The 22,537-nt window shown below is 65.6% G+C and carries 16 protein-coding genes; 12 read left to right on the top strand and 4 right to left on the bottom strand.

Features of this window, described 5'->3' with window-relative positions:
* The first annotated feature begins 78 nt into the window (after positions 1 to 78).
* The gene (locus tag KXV01_RS16405) at positions 79 to 2,718 is read left to right on the top strand and encodes a TonB-dependent receptor (protein ID WP_164283733.1); all 2,640 of its coding nucleotides are present in this window, start codon (positions 79 to 81) and stop codon (positions 2,716 to 2,718) included.
* Positions 2,719 to 2,791: 73 nt separating this feature from the next.
* Positions 2,792 to 5,386: a M14 family zinc carboxypeptidase gene (locus KXV01_RS16400; protein WP_263467941.1), complete on the top strand. Its 2,595-nt coding sequence runs from the start codon at positions 2,792 to 2,794 to the stop codon at positions 5,384 to 5,386.
* Between the two features lie 396 nt (positions 5,387 to 5,782).
* Here KXV01_RS16400 and KXV01_RS16395 read toward each other — a convergent pair whose 3' ends face one another.
* Positions 5,783 to 7,204, bottom strand: a complete 1,422-nt coding sequence (locus KXV01_RS16395) for a DEAD/DEAH box helicase (protein ID WP_049414254.1) — start codon at positions 7,202 to 7,204, stop codon at positions 5,783 to 5,785.
* Positions 7,205 to 8,112: 908 nt separating this feature from the next.
* On the opposite strand from KXV01_RS16395, the gene KXV01_RS16390 reads away from it, so the two are divergent.
* Entirely contained in the window at positions 8,113 to 9,102 is a 990-nt protein-coding gene (locus KXV01_RS16390) for a fumarylacetoacetate hydrolase family protein (RefSeq protein ID WP_099486317.1), read from the top strand.
* A 14-nt stretch (positions 9,103 to 9,116) separates the two neighbouring features.
* Entirely contained in the window at positions 9,117 to 9,785 is a 669-nt protein-coding gene (maiA, locus tag KXV01_RS16385) for a maleylacetoacetate isomerase (protein WP_049414451.1), read from the top strand.
* 43 nt (positions 9,786 to 9,828) lie between these two features.
* Here maiA and KXV01_RS16380 read toward each other — a convergent pair whose 3' ends face one another.
* From KXV01_RS16380 to KXV01_RS16370, 3 genes are all read right to left on the bottom strand, one after another.
* Positions 9,829 to 11,289 (bottom strand): UdgX family uracil-DNA binding protein, encoded by a 1,461-nt coding sequence (locus KXV01_RS16380; protein WP_263467940.1) that lies wholly within the window; start codon positions 11,287 to 11,289, stop codon positions 9,829 to 9,831.
* Complete coding sequence (locus tag KXV01_RS16375) at positions 11,270 to 12,553, bottom strand: putative DNA modification/repair radical SAM protein (protein ID WP_235647366.1); 1,284 nt, start codon at positions 12,551 to 12,553, stop codon at positions 11,270 to 11,272. Before KXV01_RS16375 ends, KXV01_RS16380 begins: the two co-directional genes overlap by 20 nt.
* Before the next feature lie 131 nt (positions 12,554 to 12,684).
* Positions 12,685 to 13,812 carry a PilT/PilU family type 4a pilus ATPase gene (locus KXV01_RS16370; RefSeq protein WP_049416904.1) on the bottom strand — a complete coding sequence of 376 codons (1,128 nt, stop codon included), beginning with the start codon at positions 13,810 to 13,812 and terminating at the stop codon, positions 12,685 to 12,687.
* A 121-nt stretch (positions 13,813 to 13,933) separates the two neighbouring features.
* Here KXV01_RS16370 and KXV01_RS16365 point away from each other — a divergent pair, with 121 nt between their 5' ends.
* The 8 genes from KXV01_RS16365 (at position 13,934) to KXV01_RS16330 (ending at position 22,535) form a co-directional block, all read left to right on the top strand.
* Positions 13,934 to 14,299 carry a DUF4398 domain-containing protein gene (locus KXV01_RS16365; RefSeq protein ID WP_005415160.1) on the top strand — a complete coding sequence of 122 codons (366 nt, stop codon included), beginning with the start codon at positions 13,934 to 13,936 and terminating at the stop codon, positions 14,297 to 14,299.
* Positions 14,296 to 15,180, top strand: coding sequence for a hypothetical protein (locus KXV01_RS16360; RefSeq protein WP_263467939.1), 885 nt, complete (start codon positions 14,296 to 14,298; stop codon positions 15,178 to 15,180). Before KXV01_RS16365 ends, KXV01_RS16360 begins: the two co-directional genes overlap by 4 nt.
* Positions 15,181 to 15,504: 324 nt before the next feature.
* Positions 15,505 to 15,741 carry a YdcH family protein gene (locus KXV01_RS16355; RefSeq protein WP_005407964.1) on the top strand — a complete coding sequence of 79 codons (237 nt, stop codon included), beginning with the start codon at positions 15,505 to 15,507 and terminating at the stop codon, positions 15,739 to 15,741.
* Between the two features lie 300 nt (positions 15,742 to 16,041).
* The gene (locus tag KXV01_RS16350) at positions 16,042 to 17,412 is read left to right on the top strand and encodes a pyridoxal-phosphate dependent enzyme (RefSeq protein ID WP_100477502.1); all 1,371 of its coding nucleotides are present in this window, start codon (positions 16,042 to 16,044) and stop codon (positions 17,410 to 17,412) included.
* A gap of 123 nt (positions 17,413 to 17,535) precedes the next feature.
* Positions 17,536 to 18,708, top strand: a complete 1,173-nt coding sequence (locus tag KXV01_RS16345; protein ID WP_180881093.1) for a cystathionine gamma-synthase — start codon at positions 17,536 to 17,538, stop codon at positions 18,706 to 18,708.
* Positions 18,705 to 19,565 (top strand): ABC transporter permease, encoded by an 861-nt coding sequence (locus KXV01_RS16340; protein WP_143592520.1) that lies wholly within the window; start codon positions 18,705 to 18,707, stop codon positions 19,563 to 19,565. The genes KXV01_RS16345 and KXV01_RS16340 overlap by 4 nt, the downstream gene beginning before the upstream one ends.
* Positions 19,566 to 19,569: 4 nt before the next feature.
* A complete protein-coding gene (locus tag KXV01_RS16335) occupies positions 19,570 to 20,295 on the top strand; it encodes an ABC transporter ATP-binding protein (protein WP_012509968.1) in 726 nt (241 codons plus the stop codon).
* Positions 20,295 to 22,535, top strand: coding sequence for a methyltransferase (locus KXV01_RS16330; protein WP_263467938.1), 2,241 nt, complete (start codon positions 20,295 to 20,297; stop codon positions 22,533 to 22,535). Before KXV01_RS16335 ends, KXV01_RS16330 begins: the two co-directional genes overlap by 1 nt.
* The last annotated feature ends 2 nt before the right edge of the window (positions 22,536 to 22,537 follow it).

The raw sequence follows: 22,537 nt of genomic DNA, 5'->3' as shown, positions 1-22,537 counted from the left end.
AGATGTTATTGGCCGGGCGCCGGCCAGGCATGGACTACTGCGGAACTTCGTCGTCCTCACCACCTCCCCCACATCGTCATGCCCAAGCACACCCTGCTCGTGGCGGCCCTGGCCGTCGCTCTGGCCGCGCCTTTGTCCGCCGCCGCCGAAACCTCCACCGACGCCGTTGGCGACGCCAATACCCTGGCCGCCGTGCGCGTCACCGGTTCCAACATCAAGCGCACCGATACCGAGGCCTCCAACCCGGTGCAGGTGATCGGTCGCCAGCAGCTGGAACAGACCGGCAAGGCCACCGTGGCCGACGTGCTGCGTTCGATCTCGGCCAACACCGGCAACGCCGCCAACGAAACCACCAACAACGGCTGGGCCTCCGGCTCGGCCGGCATCGGCCTGCGCGGCCTGTCGCAGAAGAACACGCTGGTGCTGCTCAACGGCCGCCGCCTGGCCAACTACGGCTTCCCGGCCGGTGGCCTGTCCGACACCTTCGTCGATCTCAACGCGTTGCCGCTGGTCGCGGTCGAGCGCATCGAAGTGCTCAAGGACGGCGCCTCGGCGGTGTACGGCTCCGACGCCGTGGCCGGCGTGGTCAACATCATCACCCGGCAGAACTTCGAAGGCGCCGAGATCGGCGGCAGCTTCGGCGGTGCCGACCAGGGCGGCCTGCACGAGCAGAACCTGAAGTTCGTCGGCGGCCTCGGTGATCTCGACACCGACGGCTACAACATCCTCTTCAGCCTGCAGGGTTACAACCGCGAGCGCCTGGACCAGGACGAGCGCAACCTGACCCGCAGTGGCATCTACACCGACAAGCCCGGTGGCCGCTGGAACGGCTGGTCGGCCAAGGGCGCGCGCTACCTCATCAACGGCGTGTCGGTGCCGATGCTCGACGCCAACGGCAACTGCCCGGCCGGCAGCACCCGCGTTGCCAGCGCGCCGATCGATGGCCGGTCCGGTGACACCTGCGGCTTCAACCAGGCGCCGTTCACCACGCTGATCCCCTCGACCAAGCGTTACCAGGCCTATGCCAACGGCACCTTCCGCCTGAACGACAACGTCGAGGCCTTCGGCGAAGTGCTGTACAGCCAGATCAAGAGCGCCGCCTGGTTCGGCAGCAGCCCGTTCTTTACCCTGGAAAGCGGCCGCTTCGCGTTGAACGCCAACAGCGGCCTGGCCGAGCCGGTGTCGTCGCTGCTGCCGGCCAACAATCCGTACAACCCGTACGGCCGCGCGATCCCGATCGAGTACACCTTCTTCGACCTCGGCGGCACGATCAAGACCAACCGTTCCACCGCCTACCGCGGCGTGTTCGGCCTGCGTGGCACCACCGCGTCGTGGGATTGGGAAGTGGCCGCGTTCGGCGCACGCAGCAGCGAGCGCGAGAGCGTGTCCGGCGGCTTCGCCAATCGCTGGGCGCTGGCCGACGCGCTGGCCACCGGCAGCTACAACCTGCTCAACCCGGCGGCCACGCCGCAGTCGGTGCGCGATTCGATCAACATCGCCACGCTGCGTCCGGCCGAATCCAAGCTGCAGGGTATCGATGCGAAGATTTCCGGCAGCCTGGGCCATACCTGGGCGGGTGAGATCGGCTTCGCGGCCGGTGCCGAGTGGCGCCGCGAAAAGCTCGACTCCAACAACCCGTGGCAGATCGATGCCGGCCTGCAGGTGCGCCCGGCCATTGCCGAAGTACACGGCAAGCGCCAGGTCAGTGCGGCCTACGCCGAAGTGAACGTGCCGCTGGCCTCGACGCTGGAGCTGTCCGCCGCCGCGCGCGCCGACCACTACGACGATTTCGGCGATGCATTCTCGCCGAAGATCGGCCTGCGCTGGCAGCCCCTGGATGTCCTGCTGGTGCGTGCGTCCGCTTCCAAGGGCTTCCGCGCACCGTCGCTGTCGGAAAACTCCAACAGCACCAGCATCGCCTACGGCAGCGTGGTTGATCCGCGTGATCCGGACGTGCCGGGCTCGCGCCAGAACCCGACCTTCTTCACCGTCGGTAACAACGCACTGAAGCCGGAGCGAACCAAGAGCGTGAACTTCGGCGTGGTGCTGTCACCGTGGGCCAACACCAACCTGAGCGTGGACTATTACCGCATCCAGCTGGACAACCTGGTGGGCACCAACAATACCCAGACCCTGGTCAACGACAACGTGGCTGGCGCGGTGCAGCGCGATGAGCGCGGCAAGCTGCAGGCGGTCTACAACCGCTACCAGAACCTGAGCGAGCTGAAGACCTCGGGTATCGACGTCGAACTGCGCCAGCGCATCCCGACCGCGGCGCTGGGTGACTTCACCGTGTCCTCGGCCTATACCCACGTGCGCGACTACCGTCGCCCGACCGTGGTCGGTGGCCCGCTGGTCGACTACGCCGGCAGCAACCTGGGCGCGACCCTGCCCAAGGACAAGGCCACCACCACGCTGGACTGGAAGTACGGTGATTTCAACGCCGCAGTAACCTGGTACTACACCAGCAGCTACCGCCAGGAAGCCAGCACCGCAGCCAAGGCCGTGCAGCAGCGCGTCGGCAGCTATAGCCAGTACGACCTGTACCTGGGCTACACCGGCATCGACAAGCTGACGCTGTATGCCAAGGTGCAGAACCTCGCTGACAAGACGCCGCCGTACGACGCTTCGTTCCCGGGCATCCGCGCGCCATACGACTTCAGCCAGTACGACCTGCGCGGCCGCTACTTCACGCTGGGCTTCGATTACCGCTTCTGATCCATCCGCTGCGGCCGGTTTCTTCAGGGAGCCGGCCGCGCGACCGTCTGCCGTTGTGTCCTGGGGAGTCACCGTGTCCTTGCATCGTCGTGCCGTTCTTCCGTTGCTGATCGCCGCCGCCACCGCACTGTCCTGCCCGCAGCCAGCGCAGGCACAGAGTGCGTACTTCTTCCCGCAGGCCGTCGACGCGGCCGCGTTCGATACGTCCATTCCCACACCCGAGCAGTTCCTCGGCTACCCGATCGGCAGCCGTTACACCCGGCACGACCAGCTGGTGGCGTACTTCCAGGAACTGGCGAAACGCTCGGACAAGATCAGCGTGCGCGAGATCGGCCGCAGTTACGAGGGCCGCCCGTTGCTGATCGCCACGGTAACCGCTGCCGGCAACCACGCGCGGTTGGAACAGATCCGCCAGCAGCACGCGACCCTGGTCGATCCGGCGCAGCCGCGCAGTGCGGCGGGCGACAGCCCGGTGGTGGTGTGGCTGGGTTACAGCGTGCATGGCAACGAGACCTCCAGCGCCGAGGCGGCGATGCTGACCGCCTACTACCTGGTGGCCAACCGCAGTGCCGAGACCCAGCAATGGCTGCAGCAGGCGGTGGTGCTGTTCGACCCGGCGCAGAATCCGGACGGTCGCGATCGCGCCGCCAACTGGCACAACGCGTGGGCCTCCGATCCGGCCTCGGCCGACCCGGCTGACAAGGAGCACGTCGAGCCGTTCCCGCAGGGCCGCACCAACCACTACTTCACCGATCTCAACCGCGACTGGCTGGCCCTGACCCAGCAGGACTCGCGGCCGAAGGTGGAGGTGTTCCACCAGTGGTACCCGAACGTGCAGATCGACTTCCACGAAATGGGCAAGGACAGCACGTACTACTTCGAGCCTTCGCCGAAGAGCATGCACAGCCCGTTGATTCCGGCGCCGTCGTACGAGTTCAACAACACCCTGGCCAAGTACCACGCGCAGGCGCTGGATGCCTTGGGTTCGCTGTACTACACCGGCGAGAATTTCGACAACTTCTCGCCGGTGTACGGCTCGACCTATCCGGACTTCCACGGCGCGGTCGGCGTCACCGTCGAGCAGGCCAGTTCACGTGGCCGCGTGCAGGAATCGGTGAATGGCCTGCTGACCTTCCCGTTCACCATCCGCAACCAGGTCGCCACCGGGCTGGGCACGGTGCGTGGTGCAGTGGCCGAGCGCAGTGGCCTGTTCGACCTGCAGAAGCAGTTCTTCCAGAGCGCGTTGAAGCAGGCCGCACAGCAGCCGGTGAAGAGCTTCGTGTTCGGCGACGCGCACGATCCGGCACTGACCCGTCGCCTGCTGGAACTGTTGCTGCTGCATCGCATCGAGGTACGTGCGCTGGAGCGTGCAGTCACCGTCGATGGGCAGCGCTTCGATGCCGGCAGCGCCTACGTGGTGCAGGTGCAGCAGGCGCAGTTCCGCCTGGTGCATTCGATCTTTGCCGAGACACCGCCGATCAAGGGGGATGTGTTCTACGGCAGCACCAGCTATGCGATCGCACCGGCCTACGGCGTGGCTTTCGCCGGCAGCCGTAGCCGTATCGAGGGCGGCGCACGCGTGACTGCGTTGCCGGCGCAGCAGGGCGCGGTGCTGGGTGGTCAGGCCGGGTTCGCCTACGCGATCGACTGGCGCGACTACAACGCCGGGCGCGCGCTGGCCGCGCTGCAGGGCAAGGGTGTGAGCGCACGTGCGGCATTCCAGCCGTTCACCACGGCGACCGCGCAGGGCGACGTCAGCTTCGCCGCCGGCAGCCTGGTGATTCCGGTTGCCGGGCAAACGCTGCAGGGCGCGGCGCTGCTTGAGACAGTGACATCGGCCGCGCGCGAGGCAGGTGTGCAGGTGCACGCGCTGTCCAGTGGCCGCAGCCGCGAAGGCATCGATCTGGGCAGTGACGGCGTCAAGGCGCTGCGCAAACCCGCGGTTGCGCTGGTGATGGGTGAGGGCGTGGCCGCCACCGAGATCGGCTCGGCCTGGTTCCTGCTCGACCAGCAGTTGCATTTGCCTGCCAGCAAGCTGGACCCGCAGCAGCTGGGCAAAGTGTCCCTGGACCGCTACACCACGATCGTGCTGTCCGGGGGGAGCTACACCGGCGTCGATACCACGGCGGTGGCTGCGCTGAAGCGCTGGGTGCAGGCGGGTGGCTCGCTGGTTACCTACGGCAGTGCCTCGAAGTGGGCGATCGAGCAGAAGTTGGCCGACGGCGAGAAGCTCGGCAAGGAAGAAGAGACTGCCGACGAGAGCCGCCGTGCATTCGGTGACCAGCGCGACATCGCCGCGATCGAGCGGGTCAGCGGCAACATCCTGAGCGCCGATGTGGACACCAGTCATCCGCTGGCGTTTGGCGTGCCGCGCCGGCAACTGGCGATCAACAAGGAGAGCACGGTGACGCTGCAGCCGAGCACGAATCCGTTCTCGACGGTGGTACGCATCGACACACCGCCGCGGGTGAATGGCTATCTTTCCGAGCGCAACCGTGCGCGGGTGGCGGGCAGCGCGTGGGTGCTGGTGTCGGCGCAGGGGCAGGGCAACGTGGTGCTGTTTGCCGATGACCCGGCGCACCGCAAGTACTGGCACGGGACGGATCGGCTGCTGATCAACGCGATCTTCTTCGGGAATCTGGTGAATCCGAGTAAAGCGCGGGGTTGAGGCGTTTGGCGCCTTGACTGATGCGTGTGGGGGCGGCCGGGCGGGCTGCGCAGGACACGCCGTAAACCCGTCCTTGGGGGCTCGATGGCGCCATCCATGGCGCCAACGGTCCTGCGCAGCCCGCCCGGCCGCCCCTCGACGGTTTCCTGCGGGCGCGGACGCATCAGACCCCAAGACGGGAGCAAGGGCAAAAGCAAAAGCACAGCCAGGAATCGCGACTTCGGCTTACATGGACGTATTTACAGCGTGTTCTGCGCTGCCCCATGCCCATCCGCCCTCGGTACCGCCACCGCGTGCTTCATCACCCGGTAGCCAGCAACAAAAAAGGACGGCGCGTCAGCGCCGTCCCTCGATAGCCTCCCGCGCAACGGGAAGCACAACAGCTGTCAGCTGTGATCAGCCGGCGCGACCGCCGCCGTTGCCTCCCTGGCCGCGGCCACGGCCGCCACCATTACCGCCACCGCCACGACGCTGGCCCTGACCGGCGCCTGCACCCGCACGCTGCTGGCCGTTGCCACCACCCTCGCGGCGGCCGCCACCGGCCTTCTTCGGGCCGGCATGCGCATGGCGCGGCGCATCACCGTGCGGACGGCGTGCGTGGCTCTTGCGCGGTGCGCGCTCGCCGGTATCGTGCTCGGCCTTGCCCGGCGCACTGTTGCCCCAGCGGATCGGCGTCTGCAGTTCGAAGCCCGGCACATCGCGGATGTCCATGTCGCGGCCCAGCAGGCGCACGATCGCGCGCAGCAGCTTCACTTCATCCTGCGCCACCAGCGAAATCGCCTGGCCGGTCGCGCCGTTGCGGCCGGTACGGCCGATGCGGTGCACGTAGTCCTCGGCCACCATCGGCAGGTCGAAGTTGATCACCTTCGGCAGCTCGTTGATGTCGATGCCGCGCGCGGCGATGTCGGTGGCCACCAGCACGGTCACGCGTCCGGCCTTGAAGTCGCCCAGCGCACGCAGGCGCTGGCCCTGGCTCTTGTTGCCATGGATCGCCGCAGTCTTGATGCCCGACTTTTCCAGGAACGTGGCCAGCTTGTCGCTGCCATGCTTGGTACGGGCGAACACCAGGGTCTGCTCGCGGCTGTCCTGCGCCAGCAGGTGCAGCAGCAGGTCGCGCTTGCGGCCGGCATCGACCGGATGCACGCGATGGGTGATGGTTTCGGCCACGGTGTTCTTCGGCGTCACCTGGATCTGTTCCGGGTTGCGCATGAACTCCAGCGCCAGCTGGCGGATGTTGTCCTCGAAGGTTGCCGAGAACAGCAGGGTCTGGCGGTTCTGCTTCGGCAGCTTGGCCAGGATGCGCTTGATCGACGGCAGGAAGCCCATGTCGAGCATGCGGTCGGCTTCGTCCAGCACCAGCAGTTCAATGCCGGACAGGTCGACGCTGCGACGCTCCAGGTGGTCGATCAGGCGGCCCGGGCAGGCCACCAGCAGGTCGACGCCACGGCGCAGGATGTCCAGCTGGTTGCCCATGCCGACGCCGCCGTAGATGCAGGCGCTGGGAATGCGCAGGTACTTGCTGTAGCCGCGCAGGCTGTCATGCACCTGGGTGGCCAGTTCGCGGGTCGGGGCCAGGATCAGCGCACGCGGCTTGCGCGGGCCGGCACGCACTTCCTGCGAGGCGGTGCCCAGGTGCTGCAGCAGCGGCAGGCCGAACGCGGCGGTCTTGCCGGTACCGGTCTGTGCGCCGGCCAGCAGGTCGCGACCGGCCAGCGCCAGCGGGATCGCCTGCTGCTGGATCGGGGTCGGGTTTTCGTAGCCCTGCTCGGCAAGCGCACGCAGCAGGAAGGGCGCCAGGCCCAGCGATTCAAAAGACATTGAGATTGCTCCAGGTACAAGAAACGCCTGTCCGAACGGACAGACGGGGGCAGATCAAAGTGATCGGCTGACTCGGAGCGTTCCCGTGAACCGCGCTGCGAGAATTGGGTGCAGCCGGCACGAAGCGCAGGCTGGAATGCGTGACGAACGGCGTCGGAGTGGGGGCGGGCGAAGAGGGCGGACCCTGGTCGCCGGCGATCCCGAAGGGAAACGGACGGCCGCTGCAGACCGCGCAAGTCTAAACGATGTTTGAGACTTCACGCAAAAAGGCCTGTTCAGGTAGGGGTTCTCTCTGCAGGGCTGCGCCCTGCACCCGCAGAGGCCAGGGCAATGGCAATGGCAACGGCAAAAGCTGATTTCCTGTGGGATGGCGGGGTGGGTCCGGTGGCGGGAGACGCCGTAAACCCGTCCCTGGGGGCTTGGCCGCGGCATCCATGCCGCGGACACTCCCGCCACCGGACCCACCCCCCCTTCGACAGTTTCCTGCGATCTGTCGGAATGGCATGGGGTCAGATCCGTTTTCCGCAGGAAAACGGATCTGACCCCGGAATTTCATTCGATATCTGACAGATTTCATCCATGCAGGGCGTGGATCTACTGGCCACCGGCCTACTGTCGAAGGCGGGGTACTGTGGGTTTGCGGGGTGTGAGCGGCATGGATGCCGCGACCAAGCCCCCATGGATGGGTTTACGGCGTCCCCGCAAACCCACAGTGCCTCGCCATCCCACGGAATGCCCGCTGTTGCTGTTGCGTCGGCTGTTGCCTTGGCTTGAAGCAGGTGCAGGGCTGCAAGCCCTGCCGAACCCCCCACTACGGTAGGGTGGGCCGATGCCGCGCTGCAGCTTGGCGCCGCCGCAGATTTGATTACACTTGAAACTTGTTTGCCCACGACTCCGGACACCCACCCATGAAGCTTGGTTCTTTGAAGGAAGGCGGCCGCGACGGCACCCTGATCGTCGTCTCGCGCGACCTGCGCCACGGCGTGCGCGCCACCGGCATTGCCGCCACCCTGCAGCAGGCCCTGGAGGACTGGAGCCACATCGCACCGCGCCTGAACGCCCTGTACGAATCGCTCAACGCCGGCGACGCCGATGGCGTGTTCGATCTCGATCCGCAGGCACTGGCAGCGCCGATGCCGCGTGCCTATGAGTTCGTCGATGGCAGCGCCTACCTGCCGCATGTCGAGCGCGTGCGCCGCGCCCGTGGTGCGGAGGTGCCGGAGAGCTTCTACACCGACCCGCTGATGTACCAGGCCACCAGCGCCGGTTTCTACGGCCCGCGCGATGCGGTCAGGGTGGTCAGCGAGGACTACGGCATCGACCTGGAAGCGGAGATCGTGGTGATCACCGACGATGTGCCGATGGCGGCCACCCCGGAACAGGCCGCCGGCCACATCCAGCTGGTCGGCCTGGTCAACGATGTCTCGCTGCGCAACCTGATCCCGGGCGAGCTGGCCAAGGGCTTCGGCTTCCTGCAGTCCAAGCCGCGCTCGGCGCTGTCGCCGGTGTTCGTCACCCCTGACGAGCTGGGCGCTGCGTGGCAGGACAGCAAGGTGCACCTGCCGCTGCTGACCCACATCAACGGCCAGTGGTTCGGCGCGCCGGAAGCGGGCGTGGACATGCAGTTCAATTTCGCCCAGCTGGTTTCGCATGCGGCCAAGACCCGCCCGCTGGGTGCCGGCACCATCGTCGGCTCGGGCACCATCGCCAACGAAGACACCAGCAAGGGTGCCTCATGCTTCGCCGAGCAGCGCGTGGTCGAGACCCTGCGTGACGGCAAGCCGAGCACGCCGTTCATGTCCTTCGGCGACGTGGTCCGCATCGAGATGCTCGACGCTGCCGGCAACAGCATCTTCGGTGCGATCGAGCAGCGCATCGAACAGGCGGCCAAGCCCTGAGCATGGAGGCGGCGATGGAGATTCCGGTCGACGACGGCATCGTGCTGTACACCTACTGGCGATCCAGCGCCGCCTACCGCGTGCGCATCGGGCTGGAGCTGAAGGGCCTGGCCTGGGAGGCGCGGCCGGTGCATCTGGTGCGCGACGGTGGCGAGCAGCACCATGAGGCTTATCGCGCGCTCAATCCGCAGCAGCTGGTGCCGACCCTGCTGCATGATGGGCACACGCTGACCCAGTCGCTGGCGATCATCGAGTACCTGGAAGAGCGCTTCCCACAGGTGCCGCTGCTGCCGGCCGACGCCGCCGGCCGCGCACGGGTGCGGGCGCTGGCCCAGCTGGTAGCCTGCGACATCCACCCGATCAACAACCTGCGGGTGATGCAGTACCTGGAACGCGACCTGCAGCTGCCTGCCGACGCCCGCACGCAGTGGACCCTGCACTGGATCGCCGAAGGCTTTGACGCGATGGAAGCGATACTGGCCAACAGCCGCGACACCGGCACCTTCTGCCACGGCGACCGTCCTGGCCTGGCCGACATCTGCCTGTTGCCGCAGCTGTACAACGCCCACCGCTTCGGCCTGGACCTGGCACCGTACCCGACCCTGCGCCGCATCGAAGCGGCCTGCCAGGCACTGGATGCCTTCGACCGCGCCCGCCCGGAACACCAGCTCGACGCCGCCTGAAAAAAGGGGACGGAGGGGATTAAGTCGTATATGCACTTACGACTTAATCCCCTCCGTCCCCTTTCTGCCGCAATCGGGCCAGGTCATCGCGGAACACCCGGTAGGCCTCCTCGCGGCGGGCATCGTCGGTCTGTCGCAGCACCCACGCCGGGTGCACCGTGGCGTAGCCGCGGGTGCCGTCTTCGAGGGTGTGCCAGCGTCCGCGGTCGCGCGAGAGGTCGAAGTCACGACCGAACACCGAGGCTGCCGCTGTCGCGCCCAGGCACACGATCACCCTGGGCCGCACACGCGCGATCTCGCCCATCAGCCAGGGGCGGCAGGCCTGGATGTGGCGGCTTTCCGGTCGCTTGTGCAGCCGCACCTTGCCGCGCCGCTCATGGTGGAAGTGCTTCACCGCGTTGGTGAGGTACAGCTGGGCGCGATCGATTCCCAGCTCCGCCAGTGCGCGGTCCAGCACCTGGCCGGCGGGTCCTGCGAACGGCTGCCCGCGCAGATCCTCGGTGTCGCCGGGTTGTTCTCCGACCAGCATCACCTCGGCCCCTGCCGGCCCCTGGCCGAACACGGTCTGCGTGGCGTGCTCCCACAACGGGCACTGGCGGCAGGCGCTGGCCTGTCCGCGCAGATTGTCCAGACTGCTGGCATCGGTTCCCGGCGCCGCAGCGTTCGCACGTGGGCGAATCCTGCGTTGCGGCGCCTGCGCCGGCCGGTCATGCATCTCCTGCACGCGGTCGGCCGCATCGCGCACCAGGCGTGGCAGCAACTGTGCTTCAGGCAGGTGGCGCCAGTACTTGGCCGGCATTTCCTGCATCATCATCCGCGTGTTGAGCCGGGCCGGATTGAAGATGCTGGCGTAGTAGGTCTGCCACAGCGACTCGCGTGCATCCTCGGCCGGGGCATCCTCGCGCCGTGCACCGGGGCCGAACGCAAGCGCCTGCCCATCCCAGGCGACGCTGCGCGAAGGGGTCAGGATCGCCCAGCGCATGCCGGTGAAGCGGCGCGCAAAGAACGGCGCGACCCGGTCGACGATGTGGTGCTGTGGCTCGAACCAGGCGATGAACGCATCAGGCTGGCCAGGCACCTCGCGGAAGCGCACGAATGCCTTCATCTTGTGCGTGTCACGGCGGACGGCCTGGGCGAGGGCTGTCGCGCGCAGGACATCGGCGTCGGCGGGGTTGCCCAGCACTGATCGCTCGCCATGGGCGATGCGCCACAGCAGGCGATACAGCAAGGCCAGGCGCTGGGGATCGCGATGGCACAGGCAGGTGGCCGCCAGCTCCAGGAAGTCACGTGGAACGTTGGGTGCACCGGCATCGGCAAGCATCGGCGCCTGCTGCACGGCCGGCGCATCCAGCAGCGACGTGTCACTCCCTTCCAGCCAGTCCAGCTGCGGCGGGGCAACGCCGCGCAGCAACGCTTCGCGCGCAGCATCGCGCCAGGCCTGCAGCGACCACGGCGGATCCACCCGCAGCGACCAGCGCTGCGCGTCAGGACGCAGACGGGGCATCGAAAAGCGAACCCTGGCGCGGCGGCGGGGCCAGCTGCGCGCGCAGCGCCGCCGGATCATCCAGTGCTTTGCGCGGGTGATGGTCGGCCAGCAGCACGAACGGCAGCAGCTTGCTCATCGGTGCCTTCAGGCGCGCGATGTCGGCCACGCGCAGCCGCCCGTGGCGGCGTGCCATCAGCACGCGCTTGACGTTGCGCACGCCAAGGCCGGGCACGCGCAGCAGCATTTCCTTCGGTGCCCGGTTCAGATCGACCGGAAAGCGCTCGGGGTGGCGGATCGCCCAGGCCATCTTCGGGTCGATATCCAGGTCGAGCATGCCGTCCTGGGTGGTATCGGTAATCTCATCCACGCCGTAGCCGTAGAAGCGCAGCAGCCAGTCAGCCTGGTAAAGGCGATGTTCGCGCTGCAGCGGTGGCGGCTGCAGTGGCAGCTGCCGGCTGGCGTCCGGAATCGGGCTGAACGCGGAGTAGTAGACCCGGCGCATGCGGTAGTTGCCGTACAGGCTGTCGGCGCTGGCCAGGATCTGCTGGTCGTTTGCCCCGTCCGCGCCGACGATCATCTGGGTGCTCTGCCCGGCCGGTGCGAAACGGGGAGGGCGCGCCCGCGTGCTGCGGCTGGCCGTCGGTGCCACCGCTGCGGGGGCCTTGCGAGCTTCCTTGGCTTCCTCGATGCGCCAGCGCAGTTCCCCCATCGCGCCACGGATGGAATGAACCGTCTTCTCCGGCGCCAAGGCGCTCAGGCCGGCTTCGGTCGGCAGTTCCACGTTGATGGACAGACGGTCGGCATAGCGCCCGGCGCTGGCCAGCAGGTCCGGCGAGGCCTCGGGAATGGTCTTGAGGTGGATGTAGCCGGCGTAGCGGTGCTCTTCGCGCAGTTGCCGGGCTACTTCCACCATCTGTTCCATGGTGTAGTCCGCATTGCGGATGATGCCGCTGGACAGGAACAGGCCCTCGATGTAGTTGCGCTTGTAGAAGTCCAGGGTGAGGGTGACCACCTCATCCACGCTGAAACGTGCACGGGGCACGTTGCTGGAAACCCGGTTCACGCAGTAGGCGCAGTCGTAGACGCAGAAGTTGGTCAGCAGGATCTTCAGCAACGAAACACAGCGGCCATCGGGCGTGTAGCTGTGGCAGATGCCCATGCCCTCGGTGCTGCCGATACCGCCACTGGCGCGCGAATCGCGCTTTCCCGAGCCGCTGGAGGCGCAGGAGGCATCGTACTTGGCGGCATCAGCCAGAATGGCCAGCTTGCGGATGGTTTCCATTGAGGAAACCTACGGATGAGGGGTCTCATTGGATGAGACCGCCCCTGAACTCTTCAGAAAATGGGGATTGGAGGGGATCAAGTCGCAAGTGCACAAACGACTTAATCCCCTCCGTCCCCTTTTTCGTGGGATCAGAAGCCGTGGGTGATGCTGGGCGCGCCCGCCGAAAAATCGGCGTACGGGTCGTGCTCGCCGCTGCTGCCTTCGGACAGGCGGAACTTCAGGGCCAGGCCATCGCGCGAGTCGGCTGCGCGCAGCGCTTCCTCCTGCTCGATGGTGCCGGCCTTGGCCAGCCGGAACAGGCACTGGTCGAAGCTCTCCATGCCTTCTTCCAGCGAGGCTTCCATCGCCGCCTTGATCTCGTGCACCTGGCCGCGGCGCAGCAGGTCGCGGATCATCGGCGTGTTGATCAGCACCTCGGTGGCCGGCAGGCGTCGGCCCTCCTTGTTCTTCACCAGGCGCTGGCTGATCACCGCGCGCAGGTTCAGCGCCAGGTTCATCAGCACGTTCTTGTGCGCGCTTTCCGGGAAGAAGTTCAGGATGCGCTCGATGGTCTGGTCGGCGTTGTTGGAGTGCAGGGTCGCCAGGCACAGGTGGCCGGTCTCGGCGAAGGCGATCGCCGCCTCCATCGTCTCCGCATCCAGGATCTCGCCGATCAGGATCACGTCCGGCGCTTCACGCATCGCGTTCTTCAGCGCGTTGTGGAAGGCATGGGTGTCCAGGCCGACCTCGCGCTGGTTGACGATCGACATCTTGTGCTTGTGCAGGTACTCGATCGGATCCTCGATGGTGAGGATGTGACCGGTGGTGGTGCTGTTGCGGTGGTCGATCATCGACGCCAGCGAGGTCGACTTGCCGGAGCCGGTGGACCCCACCACCAGCACCAGCCCGCGCGGGGTCATGATGACGTCCTTCAGCACCTGCGGCAGGTTCAGCTCCTCGATGCTCGGGATGCGGCTGCGGATGGCGCGGATGACCATGCCGACCTCGCCCCGCTGCTTGAACACGTTGACGCGGAAGCGCCCGGCATCGGGCAGGGCGATGGCCATGTTGAGCTCGAGCTCGCGCTCGAACTGCGGCACCTGGCCCTCATCCATCAGCGAGTAGGCGATCTTCTTGACCATGCCCGGCGGCAGGCCGGTGTTGCCCAGCGGATAGAGCTTCCCCTCGATCTTGATGTAGACCGGTGCCCCGGTGGTCAGAAACATGTCCGAAGCGTTCTTTTCGGTCATCAGCTTCAGGAAGTAGCCGATATCCATTGCGAATTTTCCCCAACGAAACGGCCGACGCCCGTTGCCAGCACGGTGTCGGCTTGACGACAATGGCCGTGAACCGACAACCGGTACGGCCTCCCCAATGAAACGACTTAGCTTCGCACGAATGCGCCATGGCCTGTATGTGATGGCGTTTGCATTCGCACTGTCTGCCCCCGCCTGGGCGCAGGACGCCGCCCTGGAACTGGCGCAGGCCCGGCAGGCGGTCGACAAGGCCACCCAGGCCGATGCCGACCAGTACGCCCCGGACCTGATCGGGCTGGCCCGGCAGGGGCTGGAGCAGGCCCAGCGCGCCGCCGGCGACCGCCGCGAGCGCAAGAACGCCCCGGCGATGGCCCTGCGCGCCGCCGCCGATGCCGACCTGGCCCGCGTCCGCAGTGAGGAAGCCACCGTCACCGCGCAGCTGCAGCTGCGCCGCAACGAGGTCAACCAGCTGCAGCGCCAGCTGTCGACCGGGGAGGACCGCCGGTGAAGCCGATGACCGCCGCAACCCTGGCCGCGCTGCTGGCGTTGCCGACCCTGGCCACTGCCGCCGACAACCCGATGGTGGCGCAGCTGAGCCAGCGCCTGATGGCCATCCAGGCCAACCCCGATACCGCTGAGCTGGGCGCCTTCGAGCGCATGCAGGCGCAGCAGGCGATCGCCACCCTGGACAAGGCCAAGCGCCGCGACCAGGAGCTGGCCACGTACCTGGCCGAGCGCCGGGTGGAGATTGCCGAGACCGCCGTGCGCACCGCGCTGGCCGCGCGCGAGGTCGACCGCCTGGAGCGTACCCGCAGCGACCTGCTGATCGAGGCCAGCCGCCGCGATGCCGCCCGTGCCCGCCAGGAAGCCGAGCAGCTGCGCATGCAGGCGCAGATGCAGGCCGAGGAGGCCGAACGCCTGCGCCAGGCCGCCGAGGCCGAGACCCTTGCCCGCCAGGACGCCGAGAACGCCCTGACCAGCGTGGCCGGCAAGCAGCAGCAGCGTCTGAGCGCTGCCCAGCAGAACGCCGCCAGGCTGGGCCGTGAGGAGGCCGAGCTGGTGTCTGGGCAGAAGCTGCCGGGTTCGAGGTTCGATGCGCGCGGTGAGGTCTTCACCTTCGGGGGCGACGCGTTCGCTGCAGGTGCGTCCAGCCTGTCTGGCGGCGCCCGCAACCAGGCCAAAGCGCTCGCCGAGTACTTGAACATCGGCAAGAAGGGGCGCCTGCGCATCGAGGCCTACGACAGTGCCAACGGCGTGGGCCAGAAGCGTGCCGAAGCGCTGCGCGACGCCCTGGTCGCGGGTGGTGTCGCCAGCAACCGGATCCAGGTCAGTGGCAAGAAGGCTGCGTCCACCCGGGCGCGCTCGGCCGAGGTCATCATCGCGCCGTAATGCATTGATATTGTTTGTTTTTCGTTGCAATGAGCATTCAGCCTGAACCCCGCCCCGGCGGGGTTCGGTCTTTTTGTCGCAGGGGTCTTGTACCCCGCCCTGAGCAGGCGTAGGGTCAATCGTCCGGGACGCAATGCCGCGGACCGGACGATGGGAGGGCCGGGCCGATGCGAGCAGGGCGCGAACCGCAGCAGATCGACGTGCGCAGGCCAGTGCCGCAGGTCGTTGCAGGCGTCCAGGTGGCCATCGACCGGCACTCCTCCATGAACAACGCCCCGTGCCTTGCGGCCGGGGCGTTCGTGTATCTGTCGAAGGAGGTCCATCATGTTTGAAGATCAGCCCCAGAGCGAGATCGACGCCCGTCGCGCGCGTGATCCGGAGTTCAGGGCACTCCATGACCAGCACCGCAAGTTGAACAAGAAGTGCATGGACGCGGAGTTGGGTGTACTCCCGATCGATGATGTCACCCTGGGTCGCATGAAGCGTGAGAAGCTGCTGGCCAAGCAACGTCTTCTGCGAATGTACGAAACACCGCTCCCAACGACGTCCCCCACGCTTTGACGCACGTCGTCACGCCCGGAATGGCGTGACCCGGCCATCGATGGCCCCGCCGGGCGCTCCTGCCCCGGCATCGCGGCACCGCCGATGAGGCGGTCGCGCCAAGGCACCACAGGCAGTGGTGCCTTGGCCCGCAGGCACCACTCACCGATGCGGGCGGTACCGGTCTCCTCGTCGATCCGGGGCCGCCCGCATCCCTCTACGGGCCGGCGGGCGGCTTGCCCGCACCGACCTGACATTCAGCGCCATCCGTCGGATAATCATCGGTCCGGCCCTGCGTGGCGCGAATCGAAAGTCCTCCGAATGCCCATCCATTCTTCCGTCCTCGAACTCATCGGCCAGACCCCGATCGTCAAGGCCCAGCGCCTGGACACCGGCGTCTGCGAGCTTTACCTGAAGCTCGAGAGCGCCAACCCGGGCGGATCGATCAAGGATCGCATCGGCCTGTCGATGATCGAGGCAGCGGAGCAGCGGGGTGACCTGAAGCCGGGGGCGACCCTGGTCGAGGGTACCGCTGGCAATACCGGCCTGGGCCTGGCACTGGTGGCCCAGCAGAAGGGCTACAAGCTCATCCTGGTCGTGCCCGACAAGATGAGCCGCGAAAAGATCTTCAACCTGAAGGCGATGGGCGCCGAAGTGCGCCTGACCCGTTCGGACGTCGCCAAGGGCCATCCCGAGTATTACCAGGACCTGGCCAAGACCATCGCCGAGCAGACCCCGGGCGCCTATTTCATCAACCAGTTCGGCAACCCGGACAACCCGGCCGCGCATGAGTTCGGCACCGGCCCGGAGATCCTCGAGCAGATGGGCGGCGACCTCGACGCCATCGTGTTCGGCTGCGGCAGCTCCGGCACCATGACCGGCCTGTCGCGTGCGTTCGCCAGGCTGTCGCCGAAGACCGAGCTGGTGCTGGCCGATCCGGTCGGCTCGATCCTGGCCGAGTACATCAACGACGGCGTGCTCAACGACAAGTCGGGCAGCTGGCTGGTGGAAGGCATCGGCGAGGACTTCCTGCCCTCGATCTCCGACTTCAGCCGTGTCAAGAAGGCTTACGCCATCAGCGATTCCGAGAGCTTCCACACCGCGCGCGAGCTGCTGGGCAAGGAAGGCATCCTCGGCGGTTCGTCCACCGGCACCCTGCTGGCCGCGGCACTGAAGTACTGCAAGGAGCAGACCACGCCGAAGAAGGTGCTGGTGCTGGTCTGCGATACCGGCAACAAGTACCTGTCGAAGATGTACAACGACTACTGGATGCTGGACAACGGCTTCCTGCAGCGCCCGCAGCACGGCGACCTGCGCGACCTGATCCTGCGCCCGTACGGCCAGCGCGACACGGTGGTGATCGGCCCGAACGACCTGCTGACCACCGCCTACCAGCGCATGAAGCTGTACGACGTGTCGCAGCTGCCGGTGATGGACGGCGACCAGCTGGTCGGCATCGTCGATGAAAGTGACGTGCTGCTGCATGTCTACGGCGACGAAGCGCGCTTCCGCGATACCGTCGCCACTGCGATGGTCAGCAAGCTGGACCGGTTGGACGTGAAGTCGCCGATCGAGGCCCTGCTGCCGGTGTTCGACCGCGGGCAGGTGGCGATCGTGATGGACGGTGACGCCTTCCTCGGCCTGATCACCCGCATCGACCTGCTGAACTATCTGCGCCGTCGCGTGCAGTAAGCCGCTGATCGCTGCCGTTCACCGCTGAATTCCGGTTTATTCGCGTCAAAGCTCGTTAAGGCTGCGCTGATAGACTCCCGATCCTTTGACGGCGCCGCACGTCGGCGCCATTCAGGAAACGACATGTCCAACTCCTCTTCGCCCGACCGCGCGCTGGCCCTGGCCACGCTGGCCATCCACGGTGGCCAGTCGCCCGATCCCAGCACCGGTGCGGTGATGCCGCCGATCTACGCCACCTCGACCTATGCCCAGTCCAGCCCGGGCGAGCACCAGGGCTTCGAGTACTCGCGTACCCACAACCCGACCCGCTTCGCCTATGAGCGCTGCGTGGCCTCGCTGGAAGGCGGTACCCGCGGCTTCGCCTTCGCCTCGGGCATGGCGGCCAGCTCGACCGTGATCGAGCTGCTGGACGCCGGCAGCCACGTAGTGGCCATGGATGACATCTACGGCGGCAGCTTCCGCCTGTTCGAGCGCGTGCGCCGCCGTACCGCCGGGCTGGACTTCAGCTTCGTCGACCTGACCGATCTGGCGGCCTTTGAAGCCTCGATCACCCCGAAGACGAAGATGGTCTGGATTGAAACCCCGACCAACCCGATGCTGAAGATCGTGGACATCGCCGCGGTGGCCGCCATCGCCAAGCGCCATGGCCTGATCGTGGTGGTGGACAACACCTTCGCCTCGCCGATGCTGCAGCGCCCGCTGCTGCTGGGCGCCGATCTTGTGCTGCACTCGGCCACCAAGTACCTCAATGGCCACTCGGACATGGTCGGTGGCATGGTCGTGGTCGGCGACAACGCGCCGCTGGCCGAGCAGATGGCGTTCCTGCAGAACTCGGTGGGTGGCGTGCAGGGCCCGTTCGACAGCTTCCTGGCCCTGCGCGGCCTGAAGACCCTGCCGCTGCGCATGAAGGCGCATTGTGCCAATGCGATGGCGCTGGCGCAGTGGCTGGACAAGCATCCAGCGGTGGAGAAAGTGATCTACCCGGGCCTGCCCTCGCACCCGCAGCATGAGCTGGCCGGCAAGCAGATGGCGGGCTACGGCGGCATCGTCTCGATCGTGCTCAAGGGCGGTTTCGAAGCCGCCAAGCGCTTCTGCGAGAAGACCGAACTGTTCACCCTGGCCGAGTCGCTGGGCGGCGTGGAAAGCCTGGTCAACCATCCGGCGGTGATGACGCATGCCTCGATCCCGGTCGCGCGCCGGGAGCAGCTGGGGATCAGCGATGCGCTGGTAAGGCTCAGCGTGGGTGTGGAAGAGTTGGGGGATCTGCAGGTGGATCTGGAAGGAGCATTGGCTTGAACACCGAAACTATTTTGAAGGCGGAAGCTGATCGGCGTCCGGTCCGAATCAGCAGCCACGATACTCAGATGAAGGCTCTCCCGGCGTTCATTCGTGACATTGCCGAAGGCATGGGAGCCTGGCGTGCTTGGACGGCGTTGGCACTACTTGACATCAAGCACAAGTATCGCCGATCAGTCTTGGGTCCCTTCTGGATTACCATCAGCATGTTTGTGCTGATCCTCGGTATTGGCCTGCTCTACAGCCAGTTGTTCCGGATGAACCTTCGGGACTATCTGCCCTACATCGCTCTTGGCGATATTGTGTGGATCTACATCTCGACCACAGTGCAGGAGGGATGTACCACGTTCACTGCTTCGGAGAATCTGATCCGTTCGATGCGGCTGCCAATGACGCTTCATGTGATGCGGTTGGTGACACGAACCTTCATCGTGTTCCTGCATGGGGCAGTCGCCTATCTGCCGTTTGTTGTATTTCTCAAGATCGAGCCGGAGCTGGTTTGGTTGCTCGCTTTGCCGGGCGTTGCCCTGATTGTGCTGGCGACCATTCCCATTACGGCGATATTCGGCATGCTGTCTGCTCGCTTCCGCGACCTGCAACCCGCGATCGCGAACTTCATGCAGCTCGGCTTCTTCATGACGCCGATCATCTGGAAGGCGGACATGCTGGGCCCGCATCGTTGGGTTGCCGATATCAATCCAATCTACCACTTCATCCAGATCGTGCGCATGCCGCTGATGGGACAGGTTCCAGAAGCGCACTCGTACTACTTCGTACTCGCCTTCATCGCCGCGGCGTTTGTGATCGCGCTTCCCTTCCTGGCGGCAAATCGCCACAAGATCTCGCTGTGGGTGTAACACCATGACCTTCATTGAAGTGGTCGACTGCAGCGTCCAGCTGCCGATCTATGGCACCAACAACCGCTCCATGAAGGGAGCCATCATGTCCGCCGTTACCGGCGGGCGCGTGGCTCCCACCAGCCGCAACGTGACCGTGGTGGATTCTCTCCAGAACGTCACCTTCAACCTGCGTGAGGGTGACAAGCTGGGTCTCGTCGGCCATAACGGAGCAGGCAAGACCACGTTGCTGAAAACACTTGCGGGCGTTTATGAGCCAACTTCTGGCTACATCCGCAGCCAGGGGCGCGTTGCCAATCTGCTGGACGTGACGATGGGCATGGATTTCGAAGCAACCGGTGTCGAGAACATCCGGTTGAAGGGGCTGCTGCATGGGCTTTCCCGTGCTGAGATCCAAAGCAAGATCCCGCAGATCTGCGAGTTCTCGGGCCTTGGCCCGTATGTGAACATGCCGGTGCGCGTGTACTCCAGTGGCATGATGGTGCGTCTGGCGTTCTCGATTGCCACCAGTTTCGATGCCGAGATTCTGCTGATGGACGAATGGTTGGGTGTCGGCGATGCGGACTTCAACGCCCGCGCTCAGCAACGCCTCGCCGAAATCGTACAGAAGGCCAGCATTCTGGTCCTGGCCAGCCACAATCAGGACATCATCGCCGCTAATTGCAATCGCATCATGCATCTTGAGCATGGGCGCATCACCAGCGATCAGCCGATAGAGGCCCGTGCCTGATGAATACTCGTAACCGGGACTACTGGATCAACAGGAGCGGTGATCTCTATGCCGACCAGCAGAAGATCCGGCGTGAGGCGGGCAACAGCAATTACGCCCGGCAGGAAGCGTGGCTGGTGGGATTCCTCGCCGAGCGTTCCGAACAACTGGGGCGGCCGGTTCGGGTTCTGGACTTCGGGGTGGGCTTCGGACGTCTTGCGCGGTTGCTGCCGCAGCATGCCTTCGTGGACTACTTCGGTTTCGATATCTCCCCTGCTATGGTGGAGCCACTGCTGCGTGAACCGCCTGTTGAACTGGCCGCAGACATCGGGCATCGCATCCGCGTCGGATCTTCGTTGGCCGACGCCATGCAGGGCGAGCAGTTTGATGTGATCTTCACCGTCTCGGTGTTGATCCACAACGACCGCGAACAGGCGGCAGACGTACTTGCACAGATGCGTGCGTTGCTGGCGCCCGAAGGGCGGCTGTGCTTCATCGAGAACCGACCGGTGTCGATCAGCCTGCTGGCCAACCTGTGGCACGCAGGTTGCTGGAGTCATGATGTTGCCGGCACGTTGGCGCCGGACATGAATGTGGACGTCGAAGACGGAATCCTTTCGGACCATGCCATCTACATTCTGCACGAATCCGCCGCCGGGATCCCACGCCAGCTTCGTGTGCCGGGCGCCCGCGGGTTTGAACCGATCACCGCCGGTGACTACCTGTTGCGGACGCTGGAAGCTACCACGGCTGTTGCGCGTGGCATGGAAGTGGAAAGTGCCACGCTTGGCGGCGACATCGCGCAGATGCGTGATGCGGTGGAGCTCTATCGTCAGGCCGAAGAACGCGCGCGAACGAATCTGGACATCGCGCGACAGCATCTAGGCGATGACGTGGGCCTGCTGGATGGTATAGGCCATCTTACCGCAGCCATTGATGCGCTTCCGGCATTGGCGATGCGTATCGGCGTGCTGGCTGGCGAGACCTCCGTGCAGCAGGTCCAGTCCTTGGAGCGGATTGAAGCGCTGCATGCGCGTGAAGCGACGCTTGTCGAATCGCTGGCGCAGCAGGAGCGAGAGCTTGAGCAGGTGCAGGCCCGGTTGGAAGCTGCCCAAAGCGCCAACCAGCACCTGCAATGGCAACAGGGCCTCCGTGAGCAGGTCCGCCAGGTCCTGAGCAGCCGAACGGAAGAGCGCGCCATGCCATACCTCGAAGCGCCGGTGGGTGGCAGTGCCTCGGTCGGTCAGCCGGCACCTCCGGTGTACGAATTCAACGCCCGCCGTGACATGCGATTCGCACAGGCTGTGGTTGGGCATGAGCGGGTCTGCCACATCATGCATCAGGAGTGGTTCGGTATCCGTGCGGCCTGCGGCTCGCTCCCGGGACACAAGCTTGCGGTGACCAGTACCTCAGCGCCCGGCGCCGGCGATGTTGAGGAGGTGGCCCGTCTGCTTGCCGCCAACAAGGTGAATCGGCTGGTTATTCATGGATTCTCCGATGGCATGTTGCAGTGGGTGAAAGGCCTCGCTGCAGTCGGATTCGACCGGATCTACATGGTCTGGCATGGCGCGCCCTCGATGTGGATCCATGTTGAAGAACGGCGCCTGTTCGCGTTGGCCTACAAGGCGGTCCGCACTGGTCTGATCCGCAGGGTCAGTGTCATGCGCGCAGGTTCCCATGCGGCGCTTGCAGATGTAGCGGGCTGGCAGAGGCAAGTCTATAACATGCCGCCAGCCTATACCGGCAAGCGCATTCCACGGCGGGCGACCGGAGCCACCGTATTCATTCCGTCCTGGAACCTGATTCACAAGAACATCTTCACGAATGCCGCAGCCGCGGCTGCAACCGCGGAAGTGGCAAACATTTGGCTGATGGCGGATGATTTCGCGTTACCGTACCGGGTGGACAAGAATGTTAAGCGTCTTCCAAAACTCAGCCAGTTGCAGATGATGGAGGCGATGTCGCAAGCCGATGCAGTGATGAATGCCTCCATCGTCGACTGCCATCCGATGGTGGAGTTGGAGGCACTTGCTGCCGGTACTCCCGCGCTGCGGGGACGTCTGGGGATGGATGCGCTGGAAGACCATCCCTATGTCGAGATTACCCAGGTGGCCGATCCACTCAGCGTTGCCGATGTGCGCCAGACGCTGCGCCGGATATTGGCGGCTCCCGCAGTGGAGATGGATGACATGATGTCGTCCTACTCGCGCCAGATGGTGGCGTTGTCCTTCGAGCGATATTCAGAATTTATGGAAATCTAAAA

Origin of the sequence: Stenotrophomonas sp. Ps181, assembly GCF_025697425.1 — a bacterium.
Classification (GTDB): Bacteria; Pseudomonadota; Gammaproteobacteria; order Xanthomonadales; family Xanthomonadaceae; genus Stenotrophomonas; species Stenotrophomonas sepilia.
Note: the sequence above shows the minus strand (reverse complement) of the source record. Positions and strands in the feature narration are given on the sequence as shown.

Bases quoted from the DNA above. Each gene is read 5' to 3' on its own strand.
- KXV01_RS16405 (WP_164283733.1), top strand. From the start codon at position 79: ATGCCCAAGCACACCCTGCTCGTGGCGGCCCTGGCCGTCGCTCTGGCC.
- KXV01_RS16395 (WP_049414254.1), bottom strand. From the start codon at position 7,204: ATGTCTTTTGAATCGCTGGGCCTGGCGCCCTTCCTGCTGCGTGCGCTT.
- KXV01_RS16390 (WP_099486317.1), top strand. From the start codon at position 8,113: ATGAAGCTTGGTTCTTTGAAGGAAGGCGGCCGCGACGGCACCCTGATC.
- maiA (WP_049414451.1), top strand. From the start codon at position 9,117: ATGGAGATTCCGGTCGACGACGGCATCGTGCTGTACACCTACTGGCGA.
- KXV01_RS16380 (WP_263467940.1), bottom strand. From the start codon at position 11,289: ATGCCCCGTCTGCGTCCTGACGCGCAGCGCTGGTCGCTGCGGGTGGAT.
- KXV01_RS16375 (WP_235647366.1), bottom strand. From the start codon at position 12,553: ATGGAAACCATCCGCAAGCTGGCCATTCTGGCTGATGCCGCCAAGTAC.
- KXV01_RS16370 (WP_049416904.1), bottom strand. From the start codon at position 13,812: ATGGATATCGGCTACTTCCTGAAGCTGATGACCGAAAAGAACGCTTCG.
- KXV01_RS16365 (WP_005415160.1), top strand. From the start codon at position 13,934: ATGCGCCATGGCCTGTATGTGATGGCGTTTGCATTCGCACTGTCTGCC.
- KXV01_RS16355 (WP_005407964.1), top strand. From the start codon at position 15,505: ATGTTTGAAGATCAGCCCCAGAGCGAGATCGACGCCCGTCGCGCGCGT.
- KXV01_RS16350 (WP_100477502.1), top strand. From the start codon at position 16,042: ATGCCCATCCATTCTTCCGTCCTCGAACTCATCGGCCAGACCCCGATC.
- KXV01_RS16345 (WP_180881093.1), top strand. From the start codon at position 17,536: ATGTCCAACTCCTCTTCGCCCGACCGCGCGCTGGCCCTGGCCACGCTG.
- KXV01_RS16335 (WP_012509968.1), top strand. From the start codon at position 19,570: ATGACCTTCATTGAAGTGGTCGACTGCAGCGTCCAGCTGCCGATCTAT.
- KXV01_RS16330 (WP_263467938.1), top strand. From the start codon at position 20,295: ATGAATACTCGTAACCGGGACTACTGGATCAACAGGAGCGGTGATCTC.